Origin of the sequence: Streptomyces sp. NPDC014006 (assembly GCF_043088925.1) — a bacterium.
Taxonomy (GTDB): domain Bacteria; phylum Actinomycetota; class Actinomycetes; order Streptomycetales; family Streptomycetaceae; genus Streptomyces.
Genome location: NZ_JBICAJ010000002.1, coordinates 175,978 through 202,771 on the forward strand (window position 1 = coordinate 175,978; position 26,794 = coordinate 202,771).

Genomic DNA, 26,794 nt, shown 5'->3' on the forward strand with positions numbered 1-26,794 from the left:
GGTGGGTCAGGCGCCCAGTTCCGCCCGCGCCGCCACGAACGCGTCCACGGCCCGGTTCACGTCCTCGGTGGAGTGCGCGGCGGACAGCTGCACGCGGATGCGGGCGGCGCCCTGCGGCACGACCGGGTAGGAGAAGCCGATCACGTACACGCCGCGCTCCAGCAGCAGCTCCGCCATCCGGCCGGCCACGGACGCGTCACCGATCATGACGGGGGCGATGGCGTGGTCGCCGGGGAGGATGTCGAAGCCCTCCTCGGTCATGCGGCGGCGGAACAGGGCGGTGTTCTCGTTCAGCCGGACCCGCAGGTCGTCGGCGGACTCCAGCAGGTCGAGGACCTTCAGCGAGGCGGCGGCGATCACCGGGGCGAGCGTGTTGGAGAACAGGTACGGCCGCGAGCGCTGGCGCAGCAGGGCGACGATCTCGGCGCGGGCGGCGACGTAACCGCCGGAGGCACCGCCGAGGGCCTTGCCGAGGGTGCCGGTGATGATGTCGACGCGGTCCATCACGCCGTGCAGTTCGGGGGTGCCTCGGCCGGTGGGGCCGACGAAGCCGACGGCGTGCGAGTCGTCGACCATGACCATCGCGTCGTAGCGGTCCGCGAGGTCGCAGATCTCGGCCAGCGGCGCCACGTAGCCGTCCATGGAGAAGACGCCGTCGGTGACGATCAGGCGGCGGCGCGCGTCGGACGCCTCCTTCAGCTTGGTCTCGAGGTCTTCCAGGTCGCGGTTGGCGTAGCGGAAGCGGCGGGCCTTGGACAGGCGGATGCCGTCGATGATGGAGGCGTGGTTGAGGGCGTCGGAGATGACCGCGTCCTCCTCGCCGAGCAGCGTCTCGAAGACACCGCCGTTGGCGTCGAAGCAGGAGGAGTACAGGATCGTGTCCTCCTGGCCGAGGAATGCCGCGAGGCGCGCCTCCAGCTCCTTGTGGACCTCCTGGGTGCCGCAGATGAAGCGCACGGAGGCCATGCCGTAGCCCCAGCGGTCCAGGGCCGCGTGGGCGGCGGCGACGACCTCGGGGTGGTCGGCGAGACCGAGGTAGTTGTTGGCGCAGAAGTTGAGGACCTCGCCGGGGCGGCCGCCGGCGGTGACGTTGACGGTCGCGGACTGCGGGGTGTCGATGACCCGCTCGGGCTTGTGCAGCCCGGCGGCGCGGATCTCGTCGAGGGTGACACGCAGGTCGTCGCGCACGGATTCGAACATCGGGAAAGCTCCTAGGAGTGCTCGCGGGGAAGAGGCCGGGGCGGGGTCAGGCGGTCCAGTCGAGGATGACCTTGCCGCCCTTGCCGCTCGCGGCGTCCGCGAACGCCGCCTCGAAGTCGCGGTAGCCGTAGCGGCCGGTGATCACGGGGGCGAGGTCGAGGCCGCCCTCCAGCAGCACCGACATCGCGTACCAGGTCTCGAACATCTCCCGGCCGTAGATGCCCTTGATGGTGATCATCGAGGTGACGATCCGGGCCCAGTCGACGGGGAACTCCTCGGCGGGCAGGCCGAGCATGGCGATACGGCCGCCGTGCGTCATGTTGGCGATCATGTCGCGCAGCGCCTCGGGCCGGCCGGACATCTCCAGGCCGATGTCGAAGCCCTCGCGCAGGCCCAGCTCCCGCTGCCCGTCGGCGATCTGTTCCCGCGCCACGTTCAGGGCGAGGCTGACACCGATCTTCCGTGCCAGCTCCAGGCGCTCCTCGCTGACGTCGGTGATGACGACGTGACGGGCTCCGGCGTGCTTGGCCACGGCGGCGGCCATCAGGCCGATCGGGCCGGCGCCGGTGATGAGCACGTCCTCGTTGACGAGCGGGAAGGACAGCGCGGTGTGCACGGCGTTGCCGAACGGGTCGAAGATCGCGGCGACGTCGAGGTCGACGGGGACGCGGTGCACCCACACGTTGGACGCGGGCAGCGCGACGTACTCCGCGAACGCGCCGTCGCGGCCGACGCCGAGACCGACGGTGGCCCGGCACAGGTGACGGCGGCCGGCCAGGCAGTTGCGGCACTTGCCGCACACCAGGTGGCCCTCGCCGCTGACCCGGTCGCCGACGGCGATGTCGGTGACGTCACGGCCGGTCTCGACGACCTCGCCGACGAACTCGTGCCCGATCACCAGCGGGGTGTCGATCGCCTGCTGCGCCCAGCCGTCCCAGGCCCGGATGTGCAGGTCGGTGCCGCAGATGCCGGTGCGCAGCACCTTGATCAGGACGTCCCCGGGGCCGATGGCCGGCTCCGGCACGTCCGTGAGCCACAGTCCGGGCTCCGCCTTCTCCTTGACCAGCGCCTTCACGCTACGGCTCCTGTGGTGCTCGGGCCCGGGCGCGGGCAGGCCGAAGAAGCCCGCGTGCGGGAAGAGGGATGGGAATGCGTTCAGCAATCTGCCGTATAGCGCACGCCGGGGTCCATCGAGCTTTTCTTAAGCGGCGGCTCAGCTTTCCTTCACGCCTTCGGTCCAGTCGTCACACCGGCCCGTGTGTGCCCCGCGGCCGGTCGTCACACCAGCCCGTGTTCCAGCCGGCCCGCCAGGTCGGCGGCCGCGGACTTGATCGTCTCCAGGCCGGCCTTGCCCCAGGTGCGTGGCGCGCGGTCGGCGACGCACACGGTGCCGAGGACGGTTCCGGTGGAGTCGATGAGCGGGGCGCCGAGGTAGGAGCGGATGCCGTACTCGTCGACGACCGGGTTGCCGGCGAAGCGCGGGTAGTCGGCGACGTCCTCCAGGGCCAGGGCGCGGCGGCGCACCGCGACGTGCGGGCAGTAGCCGTGGTCGCGCGGCAGGACCCGGCCGAGGGCGGGGCGCGGCGGCTCGCCCGGCGCGGGCGGCGGCGGGGGCGGTGCGTGCAGTCCGGCGAAGAACTGCGAATCCGCGCCGAGGAAGTTGACCATCCCGAACGACGCTCCGGTGAGGTCGGCGAGGTGGCCGGCGTAGGAGTCCAGGGAGGGCTCGGCCCGCTCCCCGAGACCCAGCAGGTGCAGCCGGCGGGCGCGAGCGGGGGCGTCGCGGTCCTCGGGGGTGAGCAGCAGCCGGCCGACGGGGCTCGGCGGCTCGTACCTCATGGCCGTTCTCCAGCAGTGCGGGGATGGTTCGGAAGATGGTCTGGGGGCGTCACGGTCTCTCCTGTCAGGCGCCGCGGGTCGAGGCGGGAGCGACGGGGGCGTAGGCGATGAGGTGCCGCACGAGGGTGAGCAGGGTCTGCACGCCGGAGGCGGAGATCCGGGCGTCGCAGCGCACGACGGGGATCTCCGGGGCCAGGTCGATGGCGGCGCGTACCTCGTCGGGGTCGTAGCGGTGGCCGCCGTCGAACTCGTTGATGGCGAGGATGAAGCCCAGGCCGCGCTCCTCGAAGAAGTCGACGGCGGCGAAGCAGTCCTGCAGCCGCCGGGTGTCGGCGAGGACGACCGCGCCGAGGGCGCCCTCGCACAGTTCGTCCCACATGAACCAGAAGCGCTCCTGTCCGGGGGTTCCGAACAGGTACAGCACGTGCTCGGGATCGAGGGTGATGCGGCCGAAGTCCATGGCGACCGTGGTCTCCATCTTGTTCTCGATGCCCTCGAGACTGTCGGTGGCCGCGCTGACGGTGGTGAGCAGCTCCTCGGTGCTGAGCGGGGCGATCTCGCTGACCGCGCCGACGAAGGTGGTCTTGCCGACGCCGAAACCGCCCGCGACGAGGATCTTCAGCGCGGTCGGGAACGGGTCGCCGTGGTCGTGCCCCTGGTAGGTGGGCGCGCCGGCTCGGTAGTCGGGGTGGCCGCCGTAGCCGGAGCGGTCGTAGGACGTCTCAGAGCTGTCGTCGTAGTCCATCGAGCACTGCCTCCAGTAGGGCCCGGTCGGTGGGTTGGTGGTGGAACGCCGGGGGTTTGGTGGTGAGCGCGCCGGTGTCGACGAGGTCGGACAGCAGCACCTTGGTGACGACCGCCGACAGCTTCAGGTGGGCGGCGATCTCGGCCACCGAGACGGGTGCCCGGCACAGGTCGAGGGCCTGTGCGTGTTCGGGGCCGAGATAGCCGAGGGGGGTCGCCCCGGTGGCCATCACCTGTGACATCAGGTCGAGTGCGACGCTGGGGCGGGTGCGGCCGTTGCTCACCGTGAAGGGGCGCACCAGCCGGCCGGCCGCGTCGTCGAGCCAGGGGCCCTCCCCGGCCGCCGCCACGCTCAAGGCCGCATCACCGGGGGTTCGGCGGACTGCTGGCGGGGCGCGGTCACCAGGTAGGGGCGGACGCTCTTGACGAGCATGGCCATCTCGTAGCCGAGCACGGCGGCGTCCGCGTCGCGGCCGGCGAGCACGGCGAGGCAGGTGCCGGAGCCCGCGGTGGTGACGAACAGCAGGGTCGCGTCGAGTTCGACGACGACCTGCCGGACGTCGCCGCCGTCGCCGAAGCGGATGCCGGCGCTGCGGCCGAGCGAGTACAGGCCGGAGGCGAGGGCCGCCATGTGGTCGGCGCTGTCCACGTCGAGCCCGTGCACGGACTTCACGAGCCCGTCGCAGGACAGCAGGACGGCGCTGCGGGTGTGGGGTACGCGCTGGACGAGGCCGCTCAACAGCCAGTCGAGGTCGGTTGCCTGGGCGGTCGGCGCATCGCTCGCCATGGTGGATCGACTCCTTGGGGTACGTGGTGGGGCGGGAGCGGTGGGGGTGGTCATCCGGCCGGTGCGCTCCCGTCGTGCCGGGTGGTGAGACGGTCGGGCGCGGGGGCGACGGGGTGGTGCGGCGCGGGGGCCGGCCTGCCGTCGTGGGTGCCGGGTGTGTCGAGCGGCGCGGGCAGGTGGACGGCATGCAGCCCGGGGTGCGGGGCGTGCGGAGGCGTCAGGTGCAGGGCGGTGGGCCCGGTCGCCGGTTCCGGGCGGGGCTCGGTGACCGGGCCGAGGCTCTGCTGGGCCTCGGCCAGAGTGATGCCGCGCTGGAAGGCGGCCATCAGACCGGGGTCGGGTCCGGCGGCGTCGTCCTCGGGGCGGGGCAGGGGGCCGCCGCGCAGTTGCGGCACGATGTGTTCCTGGGCGCGGCGCCGGGGCAGCCGGGGCTTGTCCATGGCACCGCGGACGGCGCCGGCCCGCGGGAGCGGCGGGGCGCCGGCGATCTCCTCCACGGCCGCCCGGTCCTCGGACCGGATGCCGGGTACGGCCGAGGCGGGGGTGGGTCGCTCCTGCTGCCGGCCCCGCACGGGCAACGGCGGAACGCCCCGCCCGTGGGCGGCGCTCCCGGGGGCCGGGGAGGCGGCCCGCTCGGGCAGGGGGTGGGCGGGCCGCTCGGGGCGCGCCTCGCCCGGCCGCCCGGCGCCGGTGTGCTGGTCGCCCTTCCTCGGCCGTACGACCGGCACGGCGCCGTCGTCGCCGTCCGGCACCGTGGCGTGGGACACGCTCGCGGGCGCGGGACGGGGCTCGTGCGGTGCCACGGCGTACAGCCCGGTGGGGTGCGCCTGCTGCGGCGGTACGACGACGGGGTGCGCGCCGGTGCCGGTGTCGTGCGGTCGGTCCCCGCCCGCCGGAACGGCCCCGGTGCCGGTGCCGGCGCCGAGCAGGGCCTGCGGGACGACGAGGACGGCCTGGACTCCGCCGTAGATGTTGTTCTGCAGACGCACCCGGATGCCGTGCCGCCGCGCGAGCTGGGAGACCACGTAGAGCCCGATGCGGCCGTCGGCGAGCAGCCGGGCGACGTTGACCTGGTCGGGGTCGGCGAGCAGCTGGTTCATCCGCTGCTGTTCCTCGACGGGCATACCCAGGCCGCGGTCCTCGACCTCGACGGCGAGGCCGGAGGTGACGAGGCTGGCGCGCAGCAGGACTTGGGTGTGCGGGGCGGAGAACACGCCGGCGTTCTCGACGAGTTCGGCGAGCAGGTGGATGACGTCGGCGACGGCGTGGCCGCGCAGGGTGCCCTCGATCGGCGGGACCAGCTTGACCCGGGAGTACTGCTCGACCTCGGCGATCGCCGAGCGCAGCACCTCGGTCATGGAGACGGGGTGACTCCACTGCCGGCGGGAGACGGCGCCGCCGAGCACGGCGAGGTTCTCGGCGTGGCGGCGGATGCGGGTGGCGAGGTGGTCGACGTGGAAGAGGCTCTTGAGCAGGTCGGGGTCCTCGATCTCGTTCTCGAGCTCGTCGAGGATGGAGATCTCCCGGTGCACCAGGGACTGCAGCCGCCGGGCGAGGTTCTCGAAGACCTCCAGTTTCTGTTCGCTGCCGGTCTGGCTGGACAGCTGCGCGGCATGGACCACGGCGGCGACGGCGGCGTCGTGCGCGCGGGTCAGGTCGGCGGCGAGCAGGTCGAGGTCGTCGGCGTCGGGGCCCGGGGCGCGCGGTTGCGGAGGTGCGGGCGGGGCCTCGCCGCGGCGCAGCGCCTCGACGAGGGCGCGCAGGTCCGCCTCGCCGCGCGCGCTGCGGCGGCGCAGGGCGCCGACCCGGTCGCCGATGGAGCGGGCGGCGCGGTCGGCCGCGACGGCGGCGATGACGATGCCGGCGAGGGCGACGGCGGCCGCGCCGACCAGCACGGCCCACAGGCCGTCGGGGCGTGGCCCGGAGGTGCGGACGGTGAACAGCACCGCCGCGCAGGCGCTCAGGGCGACCGCGGTCGGTGGGAGCACGGCGAGGCGCAGCAGCTGCGGCCGTATGTGGGCCTCGGGGAGGGAGGGGTGGGTGCGGACTGCCGGCCGCCCGTGCCGCCCGCCGCCCTCACGGCGGTCTGCGCGTGCGGCCGGTGCGCGGAGGTGAGACATCGGTGTCCTCGTACTGGGGTCCGGGTCCGTCGGGCTGGTGTCGCCCGACGGACACTCACAGTAGTCGGCAACCCGTCCTGTGCGGTGGGCAGTTGACAAAGTCCCACACACAGCACCCCCCTCTGGTATGAGGCTTCGTACGACAGACCGATAACCCTGCCCGGGAAGGGGACAGCGGCGATCATTTTGCGATCAGAGCTGTTCAGGAGCGGTCATGACGAAAGGAAGCGAGGGCCGGGAGGCATGTCACCTCCCGGCCCTCGCCCTTTCCGTTTTCTGTTCGGTGGACGCCCGGCGGGGATCACTCGGGACCGGTCCGCACTCGGTGCAGCTCTCCCCTTGGTATCACTCAACGTGAACGGCGAAGTGACTCGGGATCAGAACGCCGCGCGCGCCGGCGCCGGCAGGCGGGCCGGGTCGAACGTCGTGGCGGCGAGGGTGCCGTCGGCCGTGAGCAGGCCGAAGACCGGGTGGCCGGTGATGTCGAAGGCCTCGCCGAGCGGTCCGTCGCCCTCCTCGACGACGACATGGGCGACCGCGGGCAGGGCCGCCACCTGCTCACGGGCCTCCTCCGGCGTGCCGTGCACGACCGCCAGGACGCTGCGGCCGGTCAGGGCCGCCGTGGCGCGGGCCTGCTCCACGAAGCGGGGCAGCCGCTCCTTGCAGGCACGGCAGTCGGGGGTGAAGAACCCGAGCATGGTCTCGCCCAGCCCGTCGCGGGTGATGCGCTCGCCGGTGGTGGTCACGGCGGTGAAGGAGGGCACGGTGGAGCCAGACGGGACGATCAGCCCGACCACCACCCGGTCGGACGTCTCCGCTGCCTGCGCCCGCCGTTTGCGGATGACGCCGAAGGTGAGGAGCAGGTTCAGCAGACACAGCACGGCGAGCACCACGACGGCGCCGGCGAGGAAGGGCATGGGTGACGCCGAGGTCTCGTGTCATCGCCGGGCGGGGTGTCCGCCGCGGCGGTCCGGGAGGTCGAGCCGCCTTCAGGGTGCGGCGGTCGACGCCTACGGGGCGGATCCGCGGACGCACCCCTGGGTGCGGGGGGGCGCCGTCGTCGAACAGCGAGCCCAGCTCGTCGGTGAAGATCACGAGGAGTGCGCCGGCCAGCGCGGCGAACGCCGCGGCAAGCACACCGGCCGCCTGACCCGGCACCGGCGTCCCGGCGAGCGCCGCCGCCAGGCCCAAGGCGGCCAGGGCGAGCAGCACGGTGTTGCGCACCACGTGCCGGCGGCCGAGCGGCGTCGTCAAACGGGTCGCGGCGGTGCCCGGCGACCCGGTCCCGGAGGATGTGCGCGCGGCCGTCGGCGCTCCGCGGGGCGGGCGGGTGGCACCCGGGGCTCCCTGGTCGTCCGCGGGGGCGCACCGCGCACCCAGGACTCCCGCCACTTCGGCTACGTGCCCGCCTCGACCCTCCTCGGCGTCGTCCTCACGGTCCGACGCGGGTGACGGCTCCCTGGACGGGGGCTCCGGGGGGGGCGGTTCCCTGGACGAGGCGCTCAGTCGTCGCCCACGAGGTCCAGCCCCCGGGCCGCGCGCAGTCCGAGCTCCGGGGCCGGCCAGCTGCGGGTGAGGGTCTGGGACACGCCGCGCCACCAGGGCCGGGTGGGCAGGTCGCCGCCCGGCTCGAAGGGCGCGCCCGGCACGGGCACCGCGACGGGCTGCCCGACCGCCTCACCGGCCGCCAGCATCCACTCCCCCGGCTCGGCCCACGGGTGCGGGGCGAGGTTGAAGGTGCCCCAGTGGATCGGCAGCAGCGCCCCGTGCGGTGCGCCGCCCTGGAGATCGAGGTGGGCGCGTACGCCCTCCTCGGGGGTCATGTGGATGTCCGGCCAGAACTCGCTGTACGCCCCGACCTGGATCATCGTCGCGTCGAACGGGCCGTGGGCTGCGCCGATGTCCCGGAAGCCGTCGAAGTAGCCGGTGTCGCCGCTGTGGTAGATCCGGTGTTCCTCGCCCGCGACGACCCAGGACGCCCACAGCGTGTGCTGGGTGTTGCGCAGGCCGCGGCCGCAGAAGTGGCGGGCCGGGGTCGCGGTCAGGGTGAGGGGGCCGACCTTGGTGTCCTCGTGCCAGTCCAGCTCGCGCAGCCGGCTCTCCGCGACGCCCCAGTGCTCCAGGTGGGCGCCGACGCCGAGCGGCACGGCGAACAGCGTGTCGGTGCCCGCCAGCGCCTTGATCGTGGGCAGGTCGAGGTGGTCGTAGTGGTCGTGGGAGATGACGACGACGTCGACCGGGCCGAGCGCGGCCAGCGGCAGGGGCGCGGGGTGCAGCCGTCTGGGCCCGGCGAAGGGGAACGGGGAGCAGCGCTCACCCCACACAGGGTCGAAGAGCACCCGCTGCCCGTCGATCTCGGCGAGCACGCTGGAGTGCCCCATCCAGGTCAGCCGCAGCCCCGTCGCCGGCGGCCGGGCGAGGTCGGCGAGCGTGGTGGAGTGCACCGGAACCGTGCCCGTCGGAGAGCGCCGGGGGCGGGCCTCCTTGTCGAAGTACACCTTGGCGAAGTCCATCGCGGAGCCGGACGGGCGGGTGCGGGCGGTGCCTCCCGGGTTCACGAACACGCCGTCCTTGAAGTGGGGCGAACGCCGGATGCGCGCCAGGCGCTCACCGGCCGGGTCCGCACCGAAGGCCGCCGGCCTCAGCGCACGGAGCCCGGAGCTCGTGAAACGGGAGCCGGTCACGGCACCTCCAGAAGAGTCGGGGCGTTCCATTATGGTCCGCGACACGACCGACTACGGGGCGGGGCGGGGCAGGCGCGGGCGGCGGAAGCCGGCGGCCGGGGGCCGGGGGCCGGCCTGGGCCCAGGGGCCCCCGGAAGCCGAGATCAGGGGTCGTAGGCCCGGCGGCCAGGGGTCGTAGGCCCGGCGGCTGTGTGTGATCGTCCGTGGCGAGTGCGTCGCGGCCTTGATCTCCCCGACGGGTTGCCCGAGAGGTCTGTCGTCGGCCCCCCGACTCGGCGGGCCGGGTGCCGGGCGGACCGAGGTGCGGGCGGGGCGGGCCCGAGCCGACGGGACGGGCCCGAGCCGGCAGAGTGCGCCGCGCGTACGGCGCGGTCGGGGCATGGGGGCCGGCCGGGCGGCCGTCCGGGAACGACGATGGCCAGTCACCGAGAAGGGCGGCGAGGCCAGTTCACGTTCGGCCTCGCCGCCCTTTGAAGGGGAGACGCACGCTGCGGCCCGACTTCGCCTTTCGAACCGCAACTTTTATGCACCGCACGGGTGCCACGTGCCGAGCCAGGTAAACCACTTGTCGTCAGGCGCGGCAGGCGAATCCCCCGAACGCCTAGGGTCTTTCGCGAGCCCGGCATGATCCAAACGAGAGGCCCTAGGCCGGGGCCGGCCGCGGCATCAGTACGCACACGGCCTTACCGCTCGGGACCGGGACCACCGTCACCCTCTTGGCCAGGCGACGGACCATGGACCAGCCGAACCCTCCGGCCTGCCCGCTCAGGTCGGGCAGGCGTGAGCACGGAGGGGTGGGATCGGAGTCCACCACCGTCACCTCGACCGCATCGGGACGGGCGTCCAAGCTCAGCATGCACGTCGCACTGTGCGCATGCCGCACCACGTTGGTGACGAGTTCCGAGACGACCAGTTCGACGTCGTCGGCCGCGCGGCCCACGACCGGCGGTACCAGCTGCCGCAGATACCGCCGGCAGACGCGCCGAGCCCTGACGGGAGTTTCCGAGTCACTGTCGAGGACCGTGTGACGCGACGGACCGACTCCCGTCCCCGGACGATGGCGGATCACGCGCTGCCTCCCTGACTGGCCGGTACGTTCCGTTCGTGTGCCCGGCCTTCGCGTCGCCGCTGCCCGCCCCGGTGACTGCACCGGCATGGGGAGCAGGTCCGGGCGAGCACCCGTGCCGCCGGACGGCCCACGGTTCAGCGCGTGGTGAGCATGCCCTCACGCAGGCGCTTCAAGGTCCGGGACAGCAACCGTGAGACATGCATCTGGGAGCATCCCAGGTGCTCGCCGATCTGGGCCTGGGTGAGTTCCTCGACGAACCTCATGTGCAGGATCTGCCGGTCGCGCTCGCCGAGTTCGGCGATCAGGGGCGCCAGGGCGTGGAAGTCCTCCACCAGCCCCATGGCGGGGTCCTCGGCGCCGATGAATTCGGACAATGCCATCTCACCGTCCGGTGCGCCCCCGATGGTGGCGTCCAGGGAGGAGGAGTTGTAGCCGTTGGAAGCCATGCGGGCCTCTATGACCTCCTCCTCCGACAGGCTCATCAGTTCGGCGAGCTCCCGGACGGTGGGGGTGCGGCCCAGCCGGGAACGCAGTTCGTCCGTGGCCCGTGCGAGCTCGACCCGGGCCTCCTGCAGGCGGCGGGGCACGTGGACGGCCCAGGAGGTGTCCCGGAAGAAGCGCTTGATCTCGCCGACGATGTAGGGGATGGCGAAGGAGGTGAACTCCACCTCACGGGACAGTTCGAAGCGGTCGATCGCCTTGATCAGGCCGATCGTGCCGACCTGGACGATGTCCTCCATCTCCTCCGGACCGCGGCTGCGGAACCGGCTCGCCGCATACCGCACGAGAGAGGTGTTCATCTCGATCAGCGTGTTGCGCGCGTACTGGTACTGGGCCGTGCCCTCCTCCAGCACCGCCAGCCGCTCGAGGAACGCCTTCGTCAGCTGCCGGGCGTCCTTCGGCGGGACCGCCCGGGGGTCGGTCACCTCCGGCAGGCCGGCCGTCTTGCCGTTCACGTCCGTGCGTGACGCCGTCGCTGCCATCATTTCTCTCCCCTTCTCGTGCCTCCCCGACCGAAGCAGCCAGTGAGGCGCGACTACCCCGGTCCACACGAGGAAAACTCAGGTGCGGGACGGAGCGTCTTCTTCCCGCCCTCGGGGGACGCCGGCGTGAGCCCCGGTGGCGGTCTTAGCGAGTTCCGCGTTGAACTGAGCGCCCATCAGCAACGCCAGATTGGACAGCCACAGCCAGATGAGGAAGACGATGACGCCGGCCAGTGAGCCGTAGAGGCGGTGGTAGGTGCTCACGTGGTTGGTGTAGAAGGTGAAGCCGAGCGAGACGACCAGCAGGAGCGCGACCGCCAGACCACCGCCCGGCGCCATCCTCCGTACGGGACGCGAGGCCGCGGGGCCCGAGCGGTACAGCACCAGAACCAGGGCGACCGCGACCACGGTCAGGAGGGGCCACCGCAGCGCGCCCCAGGCGGTCTCGGGCACGTTGCCCAGATCCAGGGCCCTGCCCAGACTCCTGGCCAGGCTTCCGGTGAGGAGCAGGGCGAGGGTGGTGACGAGGAGCAGGGCGATCAGTACGACCGTGGTGAGGATGACGCGTGGAACGGTGCGCCACACCGGGCGGTGCGCGCCGACCCGGTGCATCGCGTGCAGGGCCCGCCGGAAGACGCTCAGGTAGCTGGAGCCCGACCACAGCGCTCCCGTCACGCTGAAGGCGAAGAGCAGCCACGTCGCGGACGACTGCCCGGCCATCTGCTGCAGAGCACCGCGCAGCAGCCCACGGGAGGCCAGCGGGAAGAGCTGGAGCATCCGGTCGATGACTCCCGGCTTCGTCGTGGGCATGGTCAGGCCCAGCACCGACAGGATCACCAGCAGCACGGGGAACAGAGCCAGCACCGCGTAGTAGGTCAGTGCGGCGGCCCAGTCCGTGACGTCGTCGTCCCACACCGCCACCGGTACCCGGCGAAGCGCCGTCCACCATCGGCCGTCCCGGCCGCCACAGTCACGCATGCCCCGATGTTCCCATCGCGGACCGCTCGCAGACGCCCTGCCCGGGGCTTCTTCAGCGCCTGCGGCCCCGTGCGGACCAACCGCTTCCCACGCCCGCGAGGTGCAGGGCCAGCACGGCGAGACCGATCAGCATGATGTTGGTCGAGGTGAAGGTGTCGTTGGTGGAGATGTCAGCCGCATTGATCAAAAAGGCGATGAAGAACAAAACCGCCGAGGCGATGGCCAGCACGATGCTCGTTCCTTCCGGCAGGGGTGAGAACGGATACTCCGGTGCGTTGCGGATTCCCCCTCTCCGGCCATGCACACGGCAATACCGGCGCGCAGCCAACTGAGCTGTTTCGGTCGGCGGGTTGGGCGTGCGAGCGCCGAGTGTCAGCCGAGTGTCATCCGTGGGGTTGCCGTCTCCCGGCGCGGGCAACCGCAGTAGCGCGGGGCGGTATCGGAACAGCTTGCGCTACCGAAGGTGACGACGCGAAGGAGGCCGACAATGACGTGGTGGGGCTGGGCGCTCTTCCTCATCGCGCTGGTGCTGCTGCTCACCGTGGGAGCCGTCGCCCTACAGGCGCGCCGCCGCTCCGGCACGGTCCTGGTGGTGCGGCGCGAACGGCGGCCCCGTCGGGGAGGTGCCCGGTGAGCACGCTCATGCTGGCCTCCGAACTGACCGGGCGGGTCGTGGTGACGTTGGGCGGTGAAGCCTTGGCGAAGGTCAAGGACACCGTCTTCGACGCCCCCGCAGGCCGGATCACCGGCTTCACGCTGAGCGGGCGGGGGCTGCTGGCAGGGCCGCTGCGGCAGAGTCTGCCGTTCACCGACGTCCATGCCCTCGGGCCGTCCGCCGTGATGATCCGCGACAGGGCCGCACTGGTGGAAAAGCGGGCGGTCATCGAACCCGGCGAGGCCGCGCGCGGCGATGTGCTGGGCGCGCCGGTTCTCACCGACCAGGGCACGGAGGTGGGGACGGTGCTCGACCTCGTCGTCGCGAGTGGGGCCGGCGGTCGGGTGGTGGGGTTCGAGATCGCCACCCACGCACCCCTCGAGCGGCGGCAGCGCAAGGTGTTCATCCCGCGCGGCCAGACGCTCGCCGTATCCGGACAGGCGCTGGTCGTTCCCACGTCCGCGCGTCACTTCCTCGCCGACGACCTGCCGAACTTCGCCGCCCAGGTCGAGGCCTTCCGCGTGCGCAGCCGACAAGGGGCCTCGGACACCCTTTCCCCTGGCGAGGACGAAGGAGGACGCGGATGATGCTCTTTTCGCAGACGCGCGGGCTGCCCGTTCTGACCGCCGTCGAGGCCGCATCGCTCGGCAAGGTGGAGGCGGTGTCGATCGACGCGGCCACGGCCACTGTCTCCTACCTGCGTCTGGCGGGAACTTCCCGTCACGCCGACGCGGTCTCCTGGAGCGCGGTCGAGGCAGTGGGGCCGGATGCCGTCATCGTGCGCTCCCGGATGGCCGCCGGCCGTACCGCGCCCGATGTGCCGGAGCATCACGAGGTCGTCGGGCGGCGGGTGTTGACGGACCAGGGCACCGAGCACGGGACGGTCAAGGATGTGGCGTTCGACCCGGACTCCGGACGTGTGCTCACCCTTTTCACCGCTCTGGGCGACATCCCTGGTGAGCGGCTGATCGGCGTGGGCCCCTACGCCGTGGTGGTGCGGGCGGTCGACCGGTGATCCCAGGACGGAACCGTGCCTGCGGGGCCGTGACCCTCGGCTGCCGGATCATCATCTGATCCGTGGGACGAGTGAAGAGGCAGACGGTAGTACCGCTTGCCTCTTGCCTCTTCGGGTACTGCATTTTGATGGGGATGCGTGCCCAGTCCTGAAACCTACGGAAGTGATGTGCCGGTGACCCGTCTCGGCAGCCCCGGAGGCGACGAAACGAGGGGATCGCGCGATGGCGTCGAGGCTGTCGCGGTGGAGATCGCCGATGCCGTGGACAGTCTCACCAGCCTCTGGTCGGTGGCTGCCCAGGAGGCCGCCTTGCGCTTGTCCCTGCATCAGCTGAGGGCGTTGCGCGCCTTGGAGGCGGCTCCGGACGTGAACCTGACGGCCCTTGCCGAGCAGCTGGGGATAGGCCCGCCCACGGCGAGTCGGCTGTGCGACCGGTTGGAGGCGGCCGGCCTCCTCCAGCGTTCGCCCCATCCGCACAAGCGGCGGGAGGTCCAGTTGAGGCTCACCGGGCACGGGAACCGGGTGCTGAAGGACGTGGCGGCCCGGCGGGCGCAGGCCCTGGGCGCCGCTCTGGCATCGATGGCCCCCGAGGAACGTTCGGCCTTGAGCCGTGGCCTGCGCGCCTACCTGGCCGCGCGCGAAACAGGTGCGCCGCCGCCCGCGCAGCGATGACGGGCGTGCTCACCCGGCCGTGCGGGGCCCGCACGGCGTTCGCCGCGGCACGGCCGGTCCGGTCGAGGCACACCATCGCGGCATCGGGAGCCTCGCCGAGCTGTCCCGCAGCGGCTGCTGCCTCGCGGGTGGACCGCAAAGGGTGCAGGCATGTCCGAAGTCTGGCGCCGGGCGTGCCGGCCGCGTGCTGAAGCCGGCCGGAGGCCGCCGCTGCGGCCAGGGAGGCCACCACGGACTCCCTGGCCGGGATACGCGACCTGGGTGCCGCCGGTCAGCGCCCGCGCCAGTCGAGGCAGACCACCAGGGCGTCGTCGTCGGGGACGGGCCGGCCGCGGTGGCCGGTCAGCTCCCGCAGGACGGCCCGCGGCACCTCGGCAGCGGGCAGCAGCCGGGTGGCCTGGATCGCCCGGGTCAGCGCGGTGTCGCCGTAGGGCTCCCCCTCGGGGGAGGCGACGGCGTACACCCCGTCGCTGACGAAGATCAGACGATCACCGGGCTCGACCTGGAACTCCTGGGCGACGTAGTCGGTCTCCTCGAACATGCCGAGCGGGAGCTGCTCCTCGAAGCGCACCGGCTCCACCACGCCGCCGCGCAGCCGCAGCAGCCGTGGGGAGCCGGCGTCCACGACCCGGGCACGGCCGGTGGCGAGTTCGAAGTCGAGCATCAGCACCGACACGTAGCAGCGGCCCCGGTAGTGCGCGTAGACCGCCTGATCGGCGAGGGCCGCCTGGTCGGCGATGGAGAGGCCGGCCCGCCGTGCGTTGCGCAGCGCGTTGATGGCCAGGTTGGTCAGCAGGGAGGCCTCTATGCCCTCCCCCATGCCGTTGGTGACGTAGAGCATGAGGTGGTCAGCGGTCAGGGACCAGTCGAAGTTGTCGCCGAAGATGGCGTAGGCGGGCTCCAGTTGAGCGCCCAGTTCGTACTCCGGGCGCGCGCAGGAGCGTCCGGGCAGCAGCTGCCACTGCATCTCGGCGGCCAGGGTGAGCCGGTCCTTGCGGCGTGCCTGCATGTACAGGTCGGTGTCCCGCTCGGCCACGATCACCTCGTGTCCCAGAACCTCGGCGATCTCGGCGAGTTCCGCGAGGCATTCCTCGACGCGCCCGCCGCCCGGTACGGTGACCGACAGCACGCCGAGCCGGTCACCACGCACGGTGACGGGCAGGTGGACCCGGGCCCGGCCCTCGCCGAGAGTCTCCACGACGGGCTGCTGGGCTCCGAACGCCCGGCCTGCCGGGCCGCTGTGCACCGATACCGGCTCCAGGGTGTGCGGCAGCACCGACACCGGTTGCAGCAGGGTGAGGCTGTAGTCGGCCAGGAACAGCTCGACGGACTCCGCCGCATACTGCTCCAGCAGTACACGACGGACGGCGTCGAGCAGCTCGTGCGGAGCCGCGGTACGGAGTGCGCGTTCAGCGACCACGAATCTCTTCACGATGGGAAAAACACCAATCCTTCGCCGGTGTGCCACCGGACATCACTCGGGGACTTCGGTCGTTGGATGCGTGTACCCGGTTGCCGAGACATCAGTAGCCGGCCCACTCGCCTAGTACGCTGGCAGCCGTCCCAGCGCGTCTACGAGAGTGTGACCGTGACTTCCTTCCGCGCCCGCCCGCAGCCCGACGAGGTCGCGCGGGTGACCTCCACGGCCGCGGAGCTGCTGGAAGTCGTCTGGGGCCGGGCCTCCACGGCGCCCGCCTCCGCGTCCCAGCTGCGTGTGCTGCTCGTCCTCGAGCACCAGGACGGCATCAATCTGCGCACCCTCGCCGACTGCCTGGCCTCCACGCCTCCGTCGACCAGCCGGCTCTGCGACCGGCTGCAGGCGGCCGGCTTCATCGACCGCGACGTCAGCCCGACCGACCGGCGCGAGGTGCGCCTGCACCTGAGCGGCCACGGCCGCTCCTTCCTCGCCGACCTGCGCGAGCGGAGACAACAGGAGCTGCAGTCGGTACTGAACGTGATGCCCCCGGCGAAGCGCGCAGCCCTTCTGGAAGGGCTGGAGGCCTTCTGCGACGCCGCTTCGACCCAGAAGCGCCACGAGCCCGGCGCCGACAGCCGGTCCGCCTGAGACGAGCGGCGCGACACGGGAAGTCGCCCAGTTGCTCGCCGACGGCGCGGGTCCCAGGACCGCGGCGCGGGGCCGGGCATTCGAGGTGTCCGGCCCCGAGCGCTGCACTAGGGTGAACAGCCGTGGCGAGAGTGCGGTTGAGCGTGGCGGAGCGGCGGGAGGAGATCCTGCGGGCCACCGTGGAGCAGATCGAGGAGCGGGGCGTTGCGGCGGTGCGGATCGCCGACGTCGCCCAGGCTCTCGGGGTGAGCAACGCGCTGGTGCTGTACCACTTCTCCACCAAGGAGAAGCTGGTCGCGGCGGCCTTCGCGTACGCCGCCGAGGCCGACCTCGCGCGGCTGCGGGAACTGCTCGGCCGCCGTACCACCGCGCTGCGCCGGCTGCGGGCGGCGGTGCGCTGGTACGCGCCGACGGGGCAGGCCAAGGGCTGGCGGCTGTGGATCGAGGGCTGGTCGGCGGCCCTGCGCGAGCCGCCGCTGCGCGCGGTGGGCCGCGACCTGGACCGGCGGTGGAAGGCGGCGCTCGCCGAAGTCGTCGAGGAGGGAGTGGCCGCGGGCGAGTTCACCTGCCCCGATCCGGCCGCCTCCGCGCTGCGGCTGACCGCTCTGCTGGACGGGCTGGCGGTACAGCTGACCGCGTACGGCGGCACGGTCTCGCGCATCCGGGCGCAGGAGTGGGTCGATGAGGCGCTGGCCCGGGAACTCGGACTGAGCCGCCAGGAGTTGACCGCGCCGGGGAGGTGAGTGACACCAACCCTGCCGTGGGGCGGTGCGCAGCGGCCTCGTAGAGTCCCGGGGTGAACCGACTGCACGCACCCGATCCCCATTTGCCCATGCTGACGGAACCACAGGCCGCGCGGCTGCGCTCCCTCGCCGTCGACCACCTCGGCGCCGGGCACGACGACGTCGTCGTCACCGGCACGGACGTCCTGCACAACGGGCGCCGCAGCCCGCTGACCACGCTGGCCCAGCGCTGCCGTGACATACCCGAGGAACAGTGGCCGGAGTTGGTCCGGCAGCACTTCGCGCGCCTGGAGAACGCCTCGCGGGGCGACGAGGGCGCCGAAGAGCTGCTGCGCGGGACGCGGCTGCGGCTGCTGCCCGACGACGCGTTCCCCGAGGAGGCGGCGGGCAGTTTCCGCTACGTACGCCCGGTCGCCGACGGCCTGCTCGCGGCCCTCGCCCTGGACACTCCCGACTCGGTGCGCATCCTGCACGACGGCGACGTGGCCCGGGTGGACGCCGAGCGGCTGTGGGCGGCGGGCCGGGCCAACCTGCTCGCCGAGCCCGTGCGGCACGAGGAGGTGCGCACCGGGACGGGGGCGGTGCTGCACTCGGTGTACGGCGACTCGCACTTCGTCGCGAGCAGGGCGCTGGCCCTGCCGGAACTGGTCCGGGAGGTGACCGGCCGGGACCTGCCGGAAGCCGGCGCGCTGGTGGCCGTGCCGACGCGGCATCTGCTGGCGTTCCATCCGATCGTGGACAGCACGGTCGTGGACGCGGTCAACGACCTCGGCTCCTACGCGCTGGGCGCCTGCCAGGACGGACCGGGCTCGCTTACCCCGCGTCTGTACTGGTGGCACCGGGGACGGCTGGTGTGTCTCACCCACATCGACGAGGAGACGCGCTCGCTGTCCGTGCGGGCCCCGCAGGAGTTGCTGGAGCTGATGAAACGGCTGCGCGGTGGCCAGGGCTCGTCCCCCTTCGCCACGGCGCTCGCGCACGCGCACGCCCAGGCCGCCGACGATCCCTCCGCGGTGAAGCTCGAGAGCTGGGAGGCGTGGGTGCGTGCCATGCAGGAGGGCTCCGCGCTGTTCGCAACGCCGGACGCTCCGCAGGGCGACGGCCGGGCCTGGCTGGAGGCGTTCTGGCTGGCGCTGGTGTGCCGGGAGGGCGAGCGGCTGACGAGGCTGAGCCAGGTGCCGGTGGAGCGGCTGCGCCGGGCCGGTGAGGCGGACGACTACCTCTTCCACTGGATCGGCACGCTGCAGGCCTTCGTGCTGCGGCGCCCCATGGACGAGGTCGCCGACCGGCTGGTCACCACGATCCAGACGTCCGACCCGCAGGTGGCGACCCGCACGCCGGGCGATCTCCTGAACCTGGTCGACTACCAGCCGATCGCGCTGTTCCACCGGTTCATCGCCCGCGATCAGGAGAAGTTCGCGGCCGCCCTGGCCGAGGCGCTCGCGCACCACGGCCGCTACTGGGAGGGCTCCTGCGACCCGCGCGCGCTGGTCGCCCTCGGCCCGCTGGCGCTGGCCTCACTGGCGTACGACGCGGGCTTCCCGGTGGACACGTCGTCGCCGTATCTGCCGACCCACCTCGTGCAGGGGAGCTGGTACGGGGAGTTCCCGACCTGACGGCGGGCCGAGGGGCGGTGCCGCCGCGGCCCGCCCCTCGCCGCGCGGTTCAGGCGACCGCAGCGATCCGCATCTTGATGTCGTCCGGTGACAGGGTGCCCTTGGCGGTCACATGGTCGCCGGAGGACTCGCCGCGCAGCCGCCGGCCGATCCACGGCACCAGGTACTCGCGCGCCCAGTGCACGTCGTCGCGCCGGACCTCGAGCGTGCCGCGCGGCGGCAGCGGCGGCCAGGGCTGCTCGGGGTCGGCCGGGATCCTCAGGCCGAGCGCCTGGCCGGCCCGCAGCGCCACGCGCGTGTGCCCCTCGGGCGACAGGTGCAGCCGGTCGTCGTCCCAGGCGCGGCGGTCCTGAACGGACTTCAGCGACCACAGGTCGAGTACCGGGCAGCCGTAGCGGTCGGCGATGGCCCGGACGTGCCCGTTGTACGTGGCGATCTTGCCGCGCAGATGCTTGAGCAGCGGGACGCCCCGGGTGTCGAAGCCGGTCGTCACCATGACCGTGCCGGCCGCCGCGGCGAGCTGCGCGACCGCCCTCTCGAACCGCTCGGCGACCTCGTCGGGGTCGGTGCCGGGCCGGATGATGTCGTTGCCGCCGGCGCAGAACGACACGAGGTCGGGGGCGAGTTCGACGGCCCGCGGGACCTGCTCGTCCACGATCTGGTCGAGGAGTCTGCCGCGTACTGCGAGGTTCGTGTAGGTGAAGTCGCCTTCGGGTCGCCGGTCGGCGAGGAGTACGGCGAAACGGTCGGCCCAGCCCACGAACTGCCCGTCGGGGCCGGGATCACCGACGCCCTCGGTGAAGCTGTCCCCCACCGCCACGTACGACCCGATCACTGCTCTGCTGTCACTCTTCGAATCGTCTGCCACAGCAGTCCATGATTCACCCTCGAATGTGACTTACGCGACCGTAGGCAAGGGTTGACGGGCGGTGAGATAAGCCACTCCACATGTCCGGCCGTGTCGGGAATAAGCGCTCCGGCCGGAAAACCCCGGCCGGTCCGGACACATCGAGGGGCCGGACACACCGAAGGCCGGACGCCCGTGGATCGGGGTCCGGCCTTGGTGGCGTGTCAGACGGGTGGCCGCCGGGGCGGCGCGGGGTCAGCCGACGGTGACGCCGTGGGCGCGCAGGTAGGCGACCGGGTCCACGTCGGAGCCGTAGTCCGGCGTGGTGCGGATCTCGAAGTGCAGGTGCGGGCCGGTCACGTTGCCGGTCGCGCCGGACAGGCCGAGCTGCTGGCCCGCGGTCACGGTCTGGCCGGCCGAGACGGAGAGCTGGGACAGGTGGGCGTACTGGGCGTAGTAGCCGTCGTTCAGCTTGATGACGACCTGGTTGCCGTAGGCGCCGCCCCAGCCGGCGGAGACGACGGTGCCCGCGCCGACGGCCTTGACGGTGGTGCCGGTCGGGACGACGAAGTCGACGCCGGTGTGGTAGCCGCTGGCCCACATGCTGCCGGCGGTGTGGTAGGCGGTGCCGATGGTGGCGCCGCTGACCGGGAGGGTGAAGCCGGCGGCGGTGCTCGTCGACCGGGCGGGCTCGGCGGCCTTCGCGGGCTTGGCGGCGGACTTGTGCGCGGGCGCCTCGCTCTTGTGCGACGGGGCGGCCTTGTGCGCCACGGCGGCCTTCTTGCCGAGGGTCAGCTTCAGACCGGGGTGGATGAGCGACGGGTCGCTGCCGACGACCTCACGGTTGTCCTCGTACAGCTTCTTCCAGCCGCCGGCGACATGCTGCTCGTCGGCGATCTTCGACAGGTAGTCGCCGGACTTGACGGTGTAGAGGCGCACCCCGGACCGCGTCGCCTTCTTCTCGGCGGACGGCAGGCTCTGGACGGCCTTGGCGGACACCGACTGGGCGGCGCTCTGCGGCGTGGCGGCGTGCGCTCCGGCGGCGCCCATGAGCGGCAGCGCGAGCGCGGCGCCACCGGTGCCGACGACGGCGAGAGTGCGGGCGAGACGCTGGGTCTTCGGACGACGGTGCTTACCCTTTGCGGGCATGGCGCTTTTCCTCTCCGGCGCCTGCGAGGTGAGCTGTCGGGTTCGGGCTGGAGATGCCCGGCCGCTGGGTGCGGCTTCACCCCATAGCCGTTCCGGGAACCGGAACAGGCGGTCGTACCTGTGGGTCCCCCGCTCCTGCCGTGCGTCGGGTGGGTGGGTGCGGTGCGCCGGACGGCGGCAGGATTCGGCGTCCGTCCGGATTCGGTGGGAACGTAAGCGAGCAGGACGCACAGGGACAAGCAGGAGGTTGCGTGAACGGGCGTTTATCGTGATCCAATGAGGGAATCCGCCGTCACACTGCGTGAATTCGATCTGCTGTCAGCTCGTCAATTCACCAGCAAATCCACCGCCATTACGTGGACATGACGTACGACGGACGGTCACGGTTATGACGCTCCTCACGCGCTCACCTTCCAGTGACCCCTATTTCCACGCGAGTTGGGAACAAGAGGCCAATTCGGGCAGAAAGCCCAGATGTGACGCCGAGGGATTACCAGCCCATTCGTACACCTCGGTCGGGAGGCCGGTGCAACCGGTTGCCCCGGGAATCCATGTCGTATCGTCGAAGGGCAGCCCGTCGGCCATTCGAGCCGCGTCGGCGGGTACGAGCGGGAGGAGCCCTTCGTGACGCAGCAGGTGCCGTCGACCGAACCCGAGCTGGCCGGAGTGCGCAACTTCCGAGACGTGGGCGGACTTCCCACGATCGACGGTCGGCGGGTGCGGCACGGCGTGCTGTTCCGCAGCGGCCACCTCGCTCACGCGACGCCCGAGGACGCGGCGTACCTCGCCACCCTGGGGCTGCACACGATCTTCGACTTCCGCAACGCGGCCGACCAGACGCTGGAGGGGCCGGACGTCGAGCTGCCGGGCGTGCGCAACGTCAATCTGCCGCTGTCGGACCCGGCGGACGGCGCCGAGTTCTGGAAGATGGTGCGCGACGGCGATCTCGAGCAGCTGCGCGGCATCCTCGCCGACGGCAAGGGAGCGAACCGGATGATCGCCTCCTACCGCACGATCATCAAGGAGCGCACCGCCGAGCACTCCCGGGTGCTGCACGCGCTCGCCGAGGACAACGTCCCGGCCCTGATGCACTGCGCCGCGGGCAAGGACCGCGCGGGCCTGTCGATAGCGGTCACCCTGCTCGCCCTGGGCGTGGAGAAGGACGCCATCGTCGAGGACTACCTGAAGTCCAACGAGAAGCACCGCCGCTACAAGGTGCGCCGCAGCGGCTCGGCCGAGTCGGCCTACACGCCCGAGGTGATGGAGCTGCTCAGCCCGCTCTTCGACGCGCGCGCCGAGTACCTCACTGCGGCGCTGGAGACCATCGAGGAGACCTGGGGCGGCGTCGACGCCTACCTGGAGCAGGGACTGCGGCTCACCCCCGAGACCCGGGAGCGGCTGCGGGCACGCCTGCTCGACTGAGCTGCGGAAGCGACCGCGCGGCCGGCCGTGCCCGCCGTGCCCGCCGAGGGGCCTACTGCCGGGCGCCCAGCTCGAACAGCAGCCAGACGAAGCCGGCCAGGACATGGCCGACGGCGATGTAGATGATGAGCCGGATCCACAGGGTCCGGGGGAACTTCTCCTCGACGTTGCTCATCGCGCCTCTCCAGGGTGGGCGGGCCCCAGGCACAGCGTGGCCGTGGGGCTCTGCAGCAGGGTGTGGACGAACAGCAGCTCCAGACCGGCGGGGTCGTCGGCGGCGATCCGGTGCGGGGTCATGGAGTCGAAGTGCGCGCTGTCCCCCGGGCCGAGCCGGTGGGTGGTGTCCCCCAGGCGCAGCCTGAGCCGTCCGGTCAGGACGTACAGCCACTCCTCGCCGGGGTGTACGCGCACGATGTCACCCTGCGCGCCATAGGGCACCTGCACCCGCAGGGCCTGCATACCGCGGCCCGGCGCGCCGGCCTGCCGGTACGTCCAGCCGCCGGCCGCCGTCGGCTCCATGTCGGAGCCGCGCACCACGGCGTCCCGCTCGGCGACGCTCTCGCCGAGCAGCTCCGAGACGGTCGTACCGTAGATACGGGCCAGCGCGAGCAGCATCGGCAGCGAGGGCTGGCGCTGCCCGGTCTCCAGGCGGGACAGATGGGCCGGGGAGAGTCCGGCGGCGCGGGCGGCGGCCTCCAGGGTGAGGCCGGCGCGGCGGCGCAGGGACCGCAGCTGCGGGGCCACCGCGGGCAGGCCGCCGGCCGGTTCCGCAGGGGACTCGGAGGAACTCATGTCCCCATTCAGCCGCAGGCTTGCCTCTGTGGCAAATTTGTTGCCTCAGAGGCAAAGTCTGCCACTGCCCGCGCGGCTCACCCACCCGGCCCGGCCCGGCCCGCCGTGTGCCGCTACCGGTTCGTCACGGCCTGCTTGATCAGCGTCTTGCCGAAGTCCCACATCAGCCCGTTGCCGCTGTGCGCGTCGTCCATCACGGCGGTGAAGGCGTCGACGAAGCGGTCCACGTCCGCCTCGTCGATGATCAGCGGCGGGATCAGCTTGATCACTTCGAGGTGGTCGCCGGAGACCTGGGTGAGGATCCGATGCCGCTGGAGCAGCGGCACGACCACCATCTGTGCGAACAGGCCCTTACGGGCGGCCTGGAGCATGGTCCAGCGGCTGCGCAGCTTCAGCGAGGCGGGCCGGCCGAACTCGATGCCGATCATCAGGCCTCGGCCGCGGACGTCGGCGAGCAGTTCGTACTTCTCGGTCAGCGCGGCGAGCCGGGACCTCAGCAGCTCGCCGGTCCTGCGCACCCCGGCGACGATCTGCTCCTGCTCCATGACCGACAGTACGGCGAGGCCGCATGCCATCGCCTGGGCATTGGAGCCGAAGCTCGCCGAGTGGACCAGGACGCGGTCCATGGACGAGTAGACCTTCTTGAAGATCCACTCCCTGCCCAGGGTGGCGCCCACCGGCACATAGCCGCCGGAGAGGGCCTTGGCGACGCAGACCAGGTCGGGTTCGACGCCGTCCTCGTGCTGGTAGGCGTAGAAGTCGCCGGTGCGGCCGAGGCCGGTCTGCACCTCGTCGGCGATGAGCAGCGCCTTGTGGCGGCGCAGCAGCTCCTGCGCGGCGCGCAGATAGCCGGGCGGGGCCTCGTGCACGCCCTTGCCCTGGATCGGCTCGACGATCAGGGCGGCGACGTCGCCCTTGCGCAGCTCCCGCGCGAGCGCGTCGAGGTCGCCGAGGGGGACAGCCGTGTCGGGCAGCAGCGGGGCGAAGCCGTCCCGGAAGCCGGACTCGCCGTTGACCGACAGCGAGCCGGTGGTCAGCCCGTGGAAGGCGTGGTCGCAGTACAGGACGCGCGGCTTGCCGGTGGCGTACCGGGCGAACTTCAGGGCCGTCTCGACGGCCTCGGTGCCGCTGTTGCCGAAGAACACCCGGTCCAGATGCGGGCTGTGCGCGAGCAGCCGTTCGGCGAGCAGGCCGGGCAGCGGCTGGCAGTCGAAACGGGTGAGGTCGGCGAGGCCGAGGTCGAGCACGTCGTGCAGCGCCTTGCGGACGACGGGGTGGTGGCGGCCGAGGCCCATCACCCCGAACCCGGCGAGCATGTCGAGGTAGTCGTTGCCCTCGGCGTCGAAGAAGTGGGCGCCCTCGGCGCGCTCGTAGACCTTGTCGAAGCCGATGGTGCGCAGCATGCGCGGAAGCTGCGGGTTGAGGTACCGCGCGTGCAGCTCGTAGCGTTCGGCTCCACGCTCGGCGAGCAGGGCGCCGAGGTCGAACTCGGTGGTCATTCACTCTCCTTGACTGGGCCGTCCAGGTCCCTCACGGCCAGACTCGCGCTGATCCGGCCGGCCACCTCGACGGGGGTGAGGCCGATGTCGGCCAGCACCTCACCGCGCTTGGCGTGGGCGAGAAACTGCTCCGGGATGCCGAAGCGCCGTACCGGCACATCCACGTCGGCGTCGCCGAGGGCGAGGGCCACCGCGCTGCCGACGCCCGCCGCGCGGCTGTTGTCCTCGACGACGGCAACCAGCCGGTGTTCGGCCGCGAGGCCCGGCAGCGCCGCGTCGACGGGCTTGACCCAGCGCGGGTCGACGACCGTGCAGCCGATGCCCCGGGCCGCCAGCAGCTCGGCGGCCTGCAGACACACGGGCGCCATCACGCCGACCGCGACCAGGAGGACCTGCGGGCTCCCGGCCGAGCGGTGCAGCACGTCGAGGCCGCCCACGCGGTCGATCGCCGGGATCGACGCGCCGACGGACTCCTTCGGGAAGCGGACCAGGGTCGGAGCGTCGTCCACGGCGACGGCCTCGCGCAGCTGGGCGCGCAGCTGGTCGGCGTCGCGCGGCGCGGCGATCCTGAGGCCGGGCACGACCTGGAGGACGGACATGTCCCACATGCCGTTGTGGGAGGGCCCGTCGACCCCGGTGACGCCGGCCCGGTCGAGGACGAAGGTGACCCCGCAGCGGTGCAGGGCGACGTCCATCAGCAGCTGGTCGAAGGCGCGGTTGAGGAAGGTGGCGTAGACCGCGACGACCGGGTGCAGTCCGCCGGTGGCCAGGCCGGCCGCGGAGACGGCCGCGTGCTGTTCGGCGATGCCGACGTCCCACACGCGGTCCGGGAAGCGGGCGGCGAACTCGCCGAGGCCCACCGGGTGCAGCATGGCCGCCGTGATCGCGACGACGTCGTCCCGCTCCTCGCCGATCCGCACGATCTCGTCGCCGAACACCGACGTCCACGACGGCCCGTCGGCCGGCACGAGCGGCGCGCAGGTGAGCGGGTCGATGACGCCGACGGTGTGGAAGTGGTCCTCCTCGTTGCGCAGGGCGGGTTCGTAACCGCGCCCCTTGACCGTGAGGCAGTGCACCAGCACCGGGCCGTGGAACCGCTTGGCGCGCCGCAGCGCCGACTCGACGGCCCGGATGTCGTGCCCGTCGATCGGGCCGACGTACTTCAGGCCCAGGTCCTCGAACATGCCCTGCGGTGCGAAGGCGTCCTTGAAGCCCTTCTTCGCGCCGTGCAGGGACTCGTAGACCGTGTTGCCCACGACGGGTGTGCGCAGCAGCGCGGCCTTGCCCCAGGCGAGGACCTTCTCGTAGGAGTCGGTGGTGCGCAGCGTCGCCAGGTGGTTGGCGAGGCCGCCTATGGTGGGGGCGTAGGAGCGTTCGTTGTCGTTGACGACGATGATGAGCGGCCGGTCCCTGGCCGCCGCGATGTTGTTCAGTGCCTCCCAGGCCATGCCACCGGTCAGCGCGCCGTCCCCGATCACCGCGACGACGTGGCCCTTCTCCCCCTGCACCTGGCGGGCCTTGGCGAGTCCGTCGGCCCAGCCGAGCGCGGTGGAGGCGTGGCTGTTCTCGATGACGTCGTGCTCGGACTCCTCGCGCGAGGGGTAGCCGGACAGGCCGCCCTTGCCGCGGAGCTTGGAGAAGTCCTGACGTCCCGTCAGCAGCTTGTGCACGTAGGACTGGTGGCCGGTGTCCCACAGGATGCGGTCGGCCGGCGACTCGAAGACCCGGTGCAGGGCGATCGTCAGCTCCACCACGCCCAGGTTGGGCCCGAGGTGTCCGCCGGTCCGGGTGACCGCCTGCACCAGGAACTCGCGTATGTCGTCCGACAGTTCGCTCAGTTGCGCCTCCGACAGCGCCTTCAGGTCGCGTGGTTGCCGGATGTCCTCCAGGATCGTCACGCTCGGGCCCCCTCTCG

Annotated in this window: 28 protein-coding genes and 1 riboswitch; of the genes, 8 read left to right on the forward strand and 20 right to left on the reverse strand. The window is 72.2% G+C overall.

Annotated elements, in window-relative coordinates:
- Positions 1 to 6: 6 nt before the first annotated feature.
- From ACF1GV_RS07255 to ACF1GV_RS07315, 13 genes are all read right to left on the reverse strand, one after another.
- Complete coding sequence (locus ACF1GV_RS07255; RefSeq protein ID WP_391678814.1) at positions 7 to 1,200, reverse strand: glycine C-acetyltransferase; 1,194 nt, start codon at positions 1,198 to 1,200, stop codon at positions 7 to 9.
- Between the two features lie 46 nt (positions 1,201 to 1,246).
- Complete coding sequence (gene tdh / locus ACF1GV_RS07260) at positions 1,247 to 2,275, reverse strand: L-threonine 3-dehydrogenase (RefSeq protein ID WP_391678815.1); 1,029 nt, start codon at positions 2,273 to 2,275, stop codon at positions 1,247 to 1,249.
- Between the two features lie 203 nt (positions 2,276 to 2,478).
- On the reverse strand, positions 2,479 to 3,039 hold the full coding sequence (locus ACF1GV_RS07265) for a GAF domain-containing protein (protein WP_391678816.1): 561 nt from the start codon (positions 3,037 to 3,039) through the stop codon (positions 2,479 to 2,481).
- Between the two features lie 64 nt (positions 3,040 to 3,103).
- Complete coding sequence (locus ACF1GV_RS07270) at positions 3,104 to 3,784, reverse strand: ATP/GTP-binding protein (protein WP_391678818.1); 681 nt, start codon at positions 3,782 to 3,784, stop codon at positions 3,104 to 3,106.
- A complete protein-coding gene (locus ACF1GV_RS07275; protein ID WP_391679604.1) occupies positions 3,762 to 4,133 on the reverse strand; it encodes a DUF742 domain-containing protein in 372 nt (123 codons plus the stop codon). Before ACF1GV_RS07275 ends, ACF1GV_RS07270 begins: the two co-directional genes overlap by 23 nt.
- A gap of 2 nt (positions 4,134 to 4,135) precedes the next feature.
- Entirely contained in the window at positions 4,136 to 4,570 is a 435-nt protein-coding gene (locus ACF1GV_RS07280; RefSeq protein ID WP_363264046.1) for a roadblock/LC7 domain-containing protein, read from the reverse strand.
- A gap of 50 nt (positions 4,571 to 4,620) precedes the next feature.
- Positions 4,621 to 6,690 (reverse strand): ATP-binding protein, encoded by a 2,070-nt coding sequence (locus tag ACF1GV_RS07285; RefSeq protein ID WP_391678821.1) that lies wholly within the window; start codon positions 6,688 to 6,690, stop codon positions 4,621 to 4,623.
- A gap of 377 nt (positions 6,691 to 7,067) precedes the next feature.
- Complete coding sequence (locus ACF1GV_RS07290; protein WP_391678822.1) at positions 7,068 to 7,607, reverse strand: peroxiredoxin family protein; 540 nt, start codon at positions 7,605 to 7,607, stop codon at positions 7,068 to 7,070.
- 585 nt (positions 7,608 to 8,192) lie between these two features.
- Complete coding sequence (locus ACF1GV_RS07295) at positions 8,193 to 9,374, reverse strand: MBL fold metallo-hydrolase (protein WP_391678824.1); 1,182 nt, start codon at positions 9,372 to 9,374, stop codon at positions 8,193 to 8,195.
- 643 nt (positions 9,375 to 10,017) lie between these two features.
- Positions 10,018 to 10,443, reverse strand: a complete 426-nt coding sequence (locus tag ACF1GV_RS07300; RefSeq protein ID WP_391678826.1) for an ATP-binding protein — start codon at positions 10,441 to 10,443, stop codon at positions 10,018 to 10,020.
- 134 nt (positions 10,444 to 10,577) lie between these two features.
- Positions 10,578 to 11,429 (reverse strand): RNA polymerase sigma factor SigF, encoded by an 852-nt coding sequence (locus ACF1GV_RS07305; protein ID WP_391678827.1) that lies wholly within the window; start codon positions 11,427 to 11,429, stop codon positions 10,578 to 10,580.
- A gap of 75 nt (positions 11,430 to 11,504) precedes the next feature.
- Positions 11,505 to 12,404: a YihY/virulence factor BrkB family protein gene (locus ACF1GV_RS07310; RefSeq protein ID WP_391678829.1), complete on the reverse strand. Its 900-nt coding sequence runs from the start codon at positions 12,402 to 12,404 to the stop codon at positions 11,505 to 11,507.
- Positions 12,405 to 12,456: 52 nt separating this feature from the next.
- Complete coding sequence (locus ACF1GV_RS07315; protein ID WP_363264057.1) at positions 12,457 to 12,633, reverse strand: hypothetical protein; 177 nt, start codon at positions 12,631 to 12,633, stop codon at positions 12,457 to 12,459.
- A gap of 258 nt (positions 12,634 to 12,891) precedes the next feature.
- On the opposite strand from ACF1GV_RS07315, the gene ACF1GV_RS07320 reads away from it, so the two are divergent.
- The 4 genes from ACF1GV_RS07320 (at position 12,892) to ACF1GV_RS07335 (ending at position 14,746) form a co-directional block, all read left to right on the forward strand.
- On the forward strand, positions 12,892 to 13,038 hold the full coding sequence (locus ACF1GV_RS07320) for a hypothetical protein (RefSeq protein ID WP_391678830.1): 147 nt from the start codon (positions 12,892 to 12,894) through the stop codon (positions 13,036 to 13,038).
- A complete protein-coding gene (locus ACF1GV_RS07325) occupies positions 13,035 to 13,646 on the forward strand; it encodes a PRC-barrel domain-containing protein (RefSeq protein ID WP_391678831.1) in 612 nt (203 codons plus the stop codon). Before ACF1GV_RS07320 ends, ACF1GV_RS07325 begins: the two co-directional genes overlap by 4 nt.
- Positions 13,643 to 14,074: a PRC-barrel domain-containing protein gene (locus ACF1GV_RS07330; RefSeq protein ID WP_391678833.1), complete on the forward strand. Its 432-nt coding sequence runs from the start codon at positions 13,643 to 13,645 to the stop codon at positions 14,072 to 14,074. Before ACF1GV_RS07325 ends, ACF1GV_RS07330 begins: the two co-directional genes overlap by 4 nt.
- Before the next feature lie 174 nt (positions 14,075 to 14,248).
- Entirely contained in the window at positions 14,249 to 14,746 is a 498-nt protein-coding gene (locus tag ACF1GV_RS07335) for a MarR family winged helix-turn-helix transcriptional regulator (RefSeq protein WP_391678835.1), read from the forward strand.
- Positions 14,747 to 15,017: 271 nt separating this feature from the next.
- Here ACF1GV_RS07335 and ACF1GV_RS07340 read toward each other — a convergent pair whose 3' ends face one another.
- A complete protein-coding gene (locus ACF1GV_RS07340) occupies positions 15,018 to 16,166 on the reverse strand; it encodes a PP2C family protein-serine/threonine phosphatase (protein WP_391678838.1) in 1,149 nt (382 codons plus the stop codon).
- Positions 16,167 to 16,328: 162 nt separating this feature from the next.
- On the opposite strand from ACF1GV_RS07340, the gene ACF1GV_RS07345 reads away from it, so the two are divergent.
- The 3 genes from ACF1GV_RS07345 (at position 16,329) to ACF1GV_RS07355 (ending at position 19,170) form a co-directional block, all read left to right on the forward strand.
- Positions 16,329 to 16,811: a MarR family winged helix-turn-helix transcriptional regulator gene (locus tag ACF1GV_RS07345; RefSeq protein WP_391678841.1), complete on the forward strand. Its 483-nt coding sequence runs from the start codon at positions 16,329 to 16,331 to the stop codon at positions 16,809 to 16,811.
- Positions 16,812 to 16,933: 122 nt separating this feature from the next.
- Complete coding sequence (locus ACF1GV_RS07350; RefSeq protein ID WP_391678844.1) at positions 16,934 to 17,554, forward strand: TetR/AcrR family transcriptional regulator; 621 nt, start codon at positions 16,934 to 16,936, stop codon at positions 17,552 to 17,554.
- Positions 17,555 to 17,643: 89 nt separating this feature from the next.
- Entirely contained in the window at positions 17,644 to 19,170 is a 1,527-nt protein-coding gene (locus ACF1GV_RS07355) for an immunity 49 family protein (protein ID WP_391678845.1), read from the forward strand.
- A gap of 49 nt (positions 19,171 to 19,219) precedes the next feature.
- Here the strand turns inward: ACF1GV_RS07355 and ACF1GV_RS07360 are convergent, their stop codons facing one another.
- Positions 19,220 to 20,005: an SGNH/GDSL hydrolase family protein gene (locus tag ACF1GV_RS07360; RefSeq protein WP_391679607.1), complete on the reverse strand. Its 786-nt coding sequence runs from the start codon at positions 20,003 to 20,005 to the stop codon at positions 19,220 to 19,222.
- 267 nt (positions 20,006 to 20,272) lie between these two features.
- Positions 20,273 to 21,166 (reverse strand): peptidoglycan DD-metalloendopeptidase family protein, encoded by an 894-nt coding sequence (locus ACF1GV_RS07365; protein WP_391678846.1) that lies wholly within the window; start codon positions 21,164 to 21,166, stop codon positions 20,273 to 20,275.
- A 5-nt stretch (positions 21,167 to 21,171) separates the two neighbouring features.
- Positions 21,172 to 21,325, reverse strand: a riboswitch (cyclic di-AMP (ydaO/yuaA leader).
- Positions 21,326 to 21,790: 465 nt separating this feature from the next.
- Here ACF1GV_RS07365 and ACF1GV_RS07370 point away from each other — a divergent pair.
- Complete coding sequence (locus ACF1GV_RS07370) at positions 21,791 to 22,588, forward strand: tyrosine-protein phosphatase (RefSeq protein WP_391678849.1); 798 nt, start codon at positions 21,791 to 21,793, stop codon at positions 22,586 to 22,588.
- A gap of 52 nt (positions 22,589 to 22,640) precedes the next feature.
- Here ACF1GV_RS07370 and ACF1GV_RS07375 read toward each other — a convergent pair whose 3' ends face one another.
- The 4 genes from ACF1GV_RS07375 to dxs form a co-directional block, all read right to left on the reverse strand.
- A complete protein-coding gene (locus ACF1GV_RS07375) occupies positions 22,641 to 22,763 on the reverse strand; it encodes a DUF6126 family protein (protein ID WP_391678852.1) in 123 nt (40 codons plus the stop codon).
- Positions 22,760 to 23,380, reverse strand: coding sequence for a helix-turn-helix domain-containing protein (locus ACF1GV_RS07380; protein ID WP_391678855.1), 621 nt, complete (start codon positions 23,378 to 23,380; stop codon positions 22,760 to 22,762). Before ACF1GV_RS07380 ends, ACF1GV_RS07375 begins: the two co-directional genes overlap by 4 nt.
- Positions 23,381 to 23,493: 113 nt before the next feature.
- Positions 23,494 to 24,879, reverse strand: a complete 1,386-nt coding sequence (locus ACF1GV_RS07385; RefSeq protein WP_391678857.1) for an aspartate aminotransferase family protein — start codon at positions 24,877 to 24,879, stop codon at positions 23,494 to 23,496.
- Entirely contained in the window at positions 24,876 to 26,777 is a 1,902-nt protein-coding gene (gene dxs / locus ACF1GV_RS07390) for a 1-deoxy-D-xylulose-5-phosphate synthase (RefSeq protein WP_391678859.1), read from the reverse strand. Before dxs ends, ACF1GV_RS07385 begins: the two co-directional genes overlap by 4 nt.
- Positions 26,778 to 26,794: the final 17 nt, after the last annotated feature.

Bases quoted from the DNA above. Each gene is read 5' to 3' on its own strand.
- ACF1GV_RS07255 (WP_391678814.1), bottom strand. From the start codon at position 1,200: ATGTTCGAATCCGTGCGCGACGACCTGCGTGTCACCCTCGACGAGATC.
- ACF1GV_RS07265 (WP_391678816.1), bottom strand. From the start codon at position 3,039: ATGAGGTACGAGCCGCCGAGCCCCGTCGGCCGGCTGCTGCTCACCCCC.
- ACF1GV_RS07270 (WP_391678818.1), bottom strand. From the start codon at position 3,784: ATGGACTACGACGACAGCTCTGAGACGTCCTACGACCGCTCCGGCTAC.
- ACF1GV_RS07280 (WP_363264046.1), bottom strand. From the start codon at position 4,570: ATGGCGAGCGATGCGCCGACCGCCCAGGCAACCGACCTCGACTGGCTG.
- ACF1GV_RS07285 (WP_391678821.1), bottom strand. From the start codon at position 6,690: ATGTCTCACCTCCGCGCACCGGCCGCACGCGCAGACCGCCGTGAGGGC.
- ACF1GV_RS07290 (WP_391678822.1), bottom strand. From the start codon at position 7,607: ATGCCCTTCCTCGCCGGCGCCGTCGTGGTGCTCGCCGTGCTGTGTCTG.
- ACF1GV_RS07305 (WP_391678827.1), bottom strand. From the start codon at position 11,429: ATGATGGCAGCGACGGCGTCACGCACGGACGTGAACGGCAAGACGGCC.
- ACF1GV_RS07310 (WP_391678829.1), bottom strand. From the start codon at position 12,404: ATGCGTGACTGTGGCGGCCGGGACGGCCGATGGTGGACGGCGCTTCGC.
- ACF1GV_RS07320 (WP_391678830.1), top strand. From the start codon at position 12,892: ATGACGTGGTGGGGCTGGGCGCTCTTCCTCATCGCGCTGGTGCTGCTG.
- ACF1GV_RS07330 (WP_391678833.1), top strand. From the start codon at position 13,643: ATGATGCTCTTTTCGCAGACGCGCGGGCTGCCCGTTCTGACCGCCGTC.
- ACF1GV_RS07355 (WP_391678845.1), top strand. From the start codon at position 17,644: ATGCTGACGGAACCACAGGCCGCGCGGCTGCGCTCCCTCGCCGTCGAC.
- ACF1GV_RS07365 (WP_391678846.1), bottom strand. From the start codon at position 21,166: ATGCCCGCAAAGGGTAAGCACCGTCGTCCGAAGACCCAGCGTCTCGCC.
- ACF1GV_RS07375 (WP_391678852.1), bottom strand. From the start codon at position 22,763: ATGAGCAACGTCGAGGAGAAGTTCCCCCGGACCCTGTGGATCCGGCTC.
- ACF1GV_RS07380 (WP_391678855.1), bottom strand. From the start codon at position 23,380: ATGAGTTCCTCCGAGTCCCCTGCGGAACCGGCCGGCGGCCTGCCCGCG.
- ACF1GV_RS07385 (WP_391678857.1), bottom strand. From the start codon at position 24,879: ATGACCACCGAGTTCGACCTCGGCGCCCTGCTCGCCGAGCGTGGAGCC.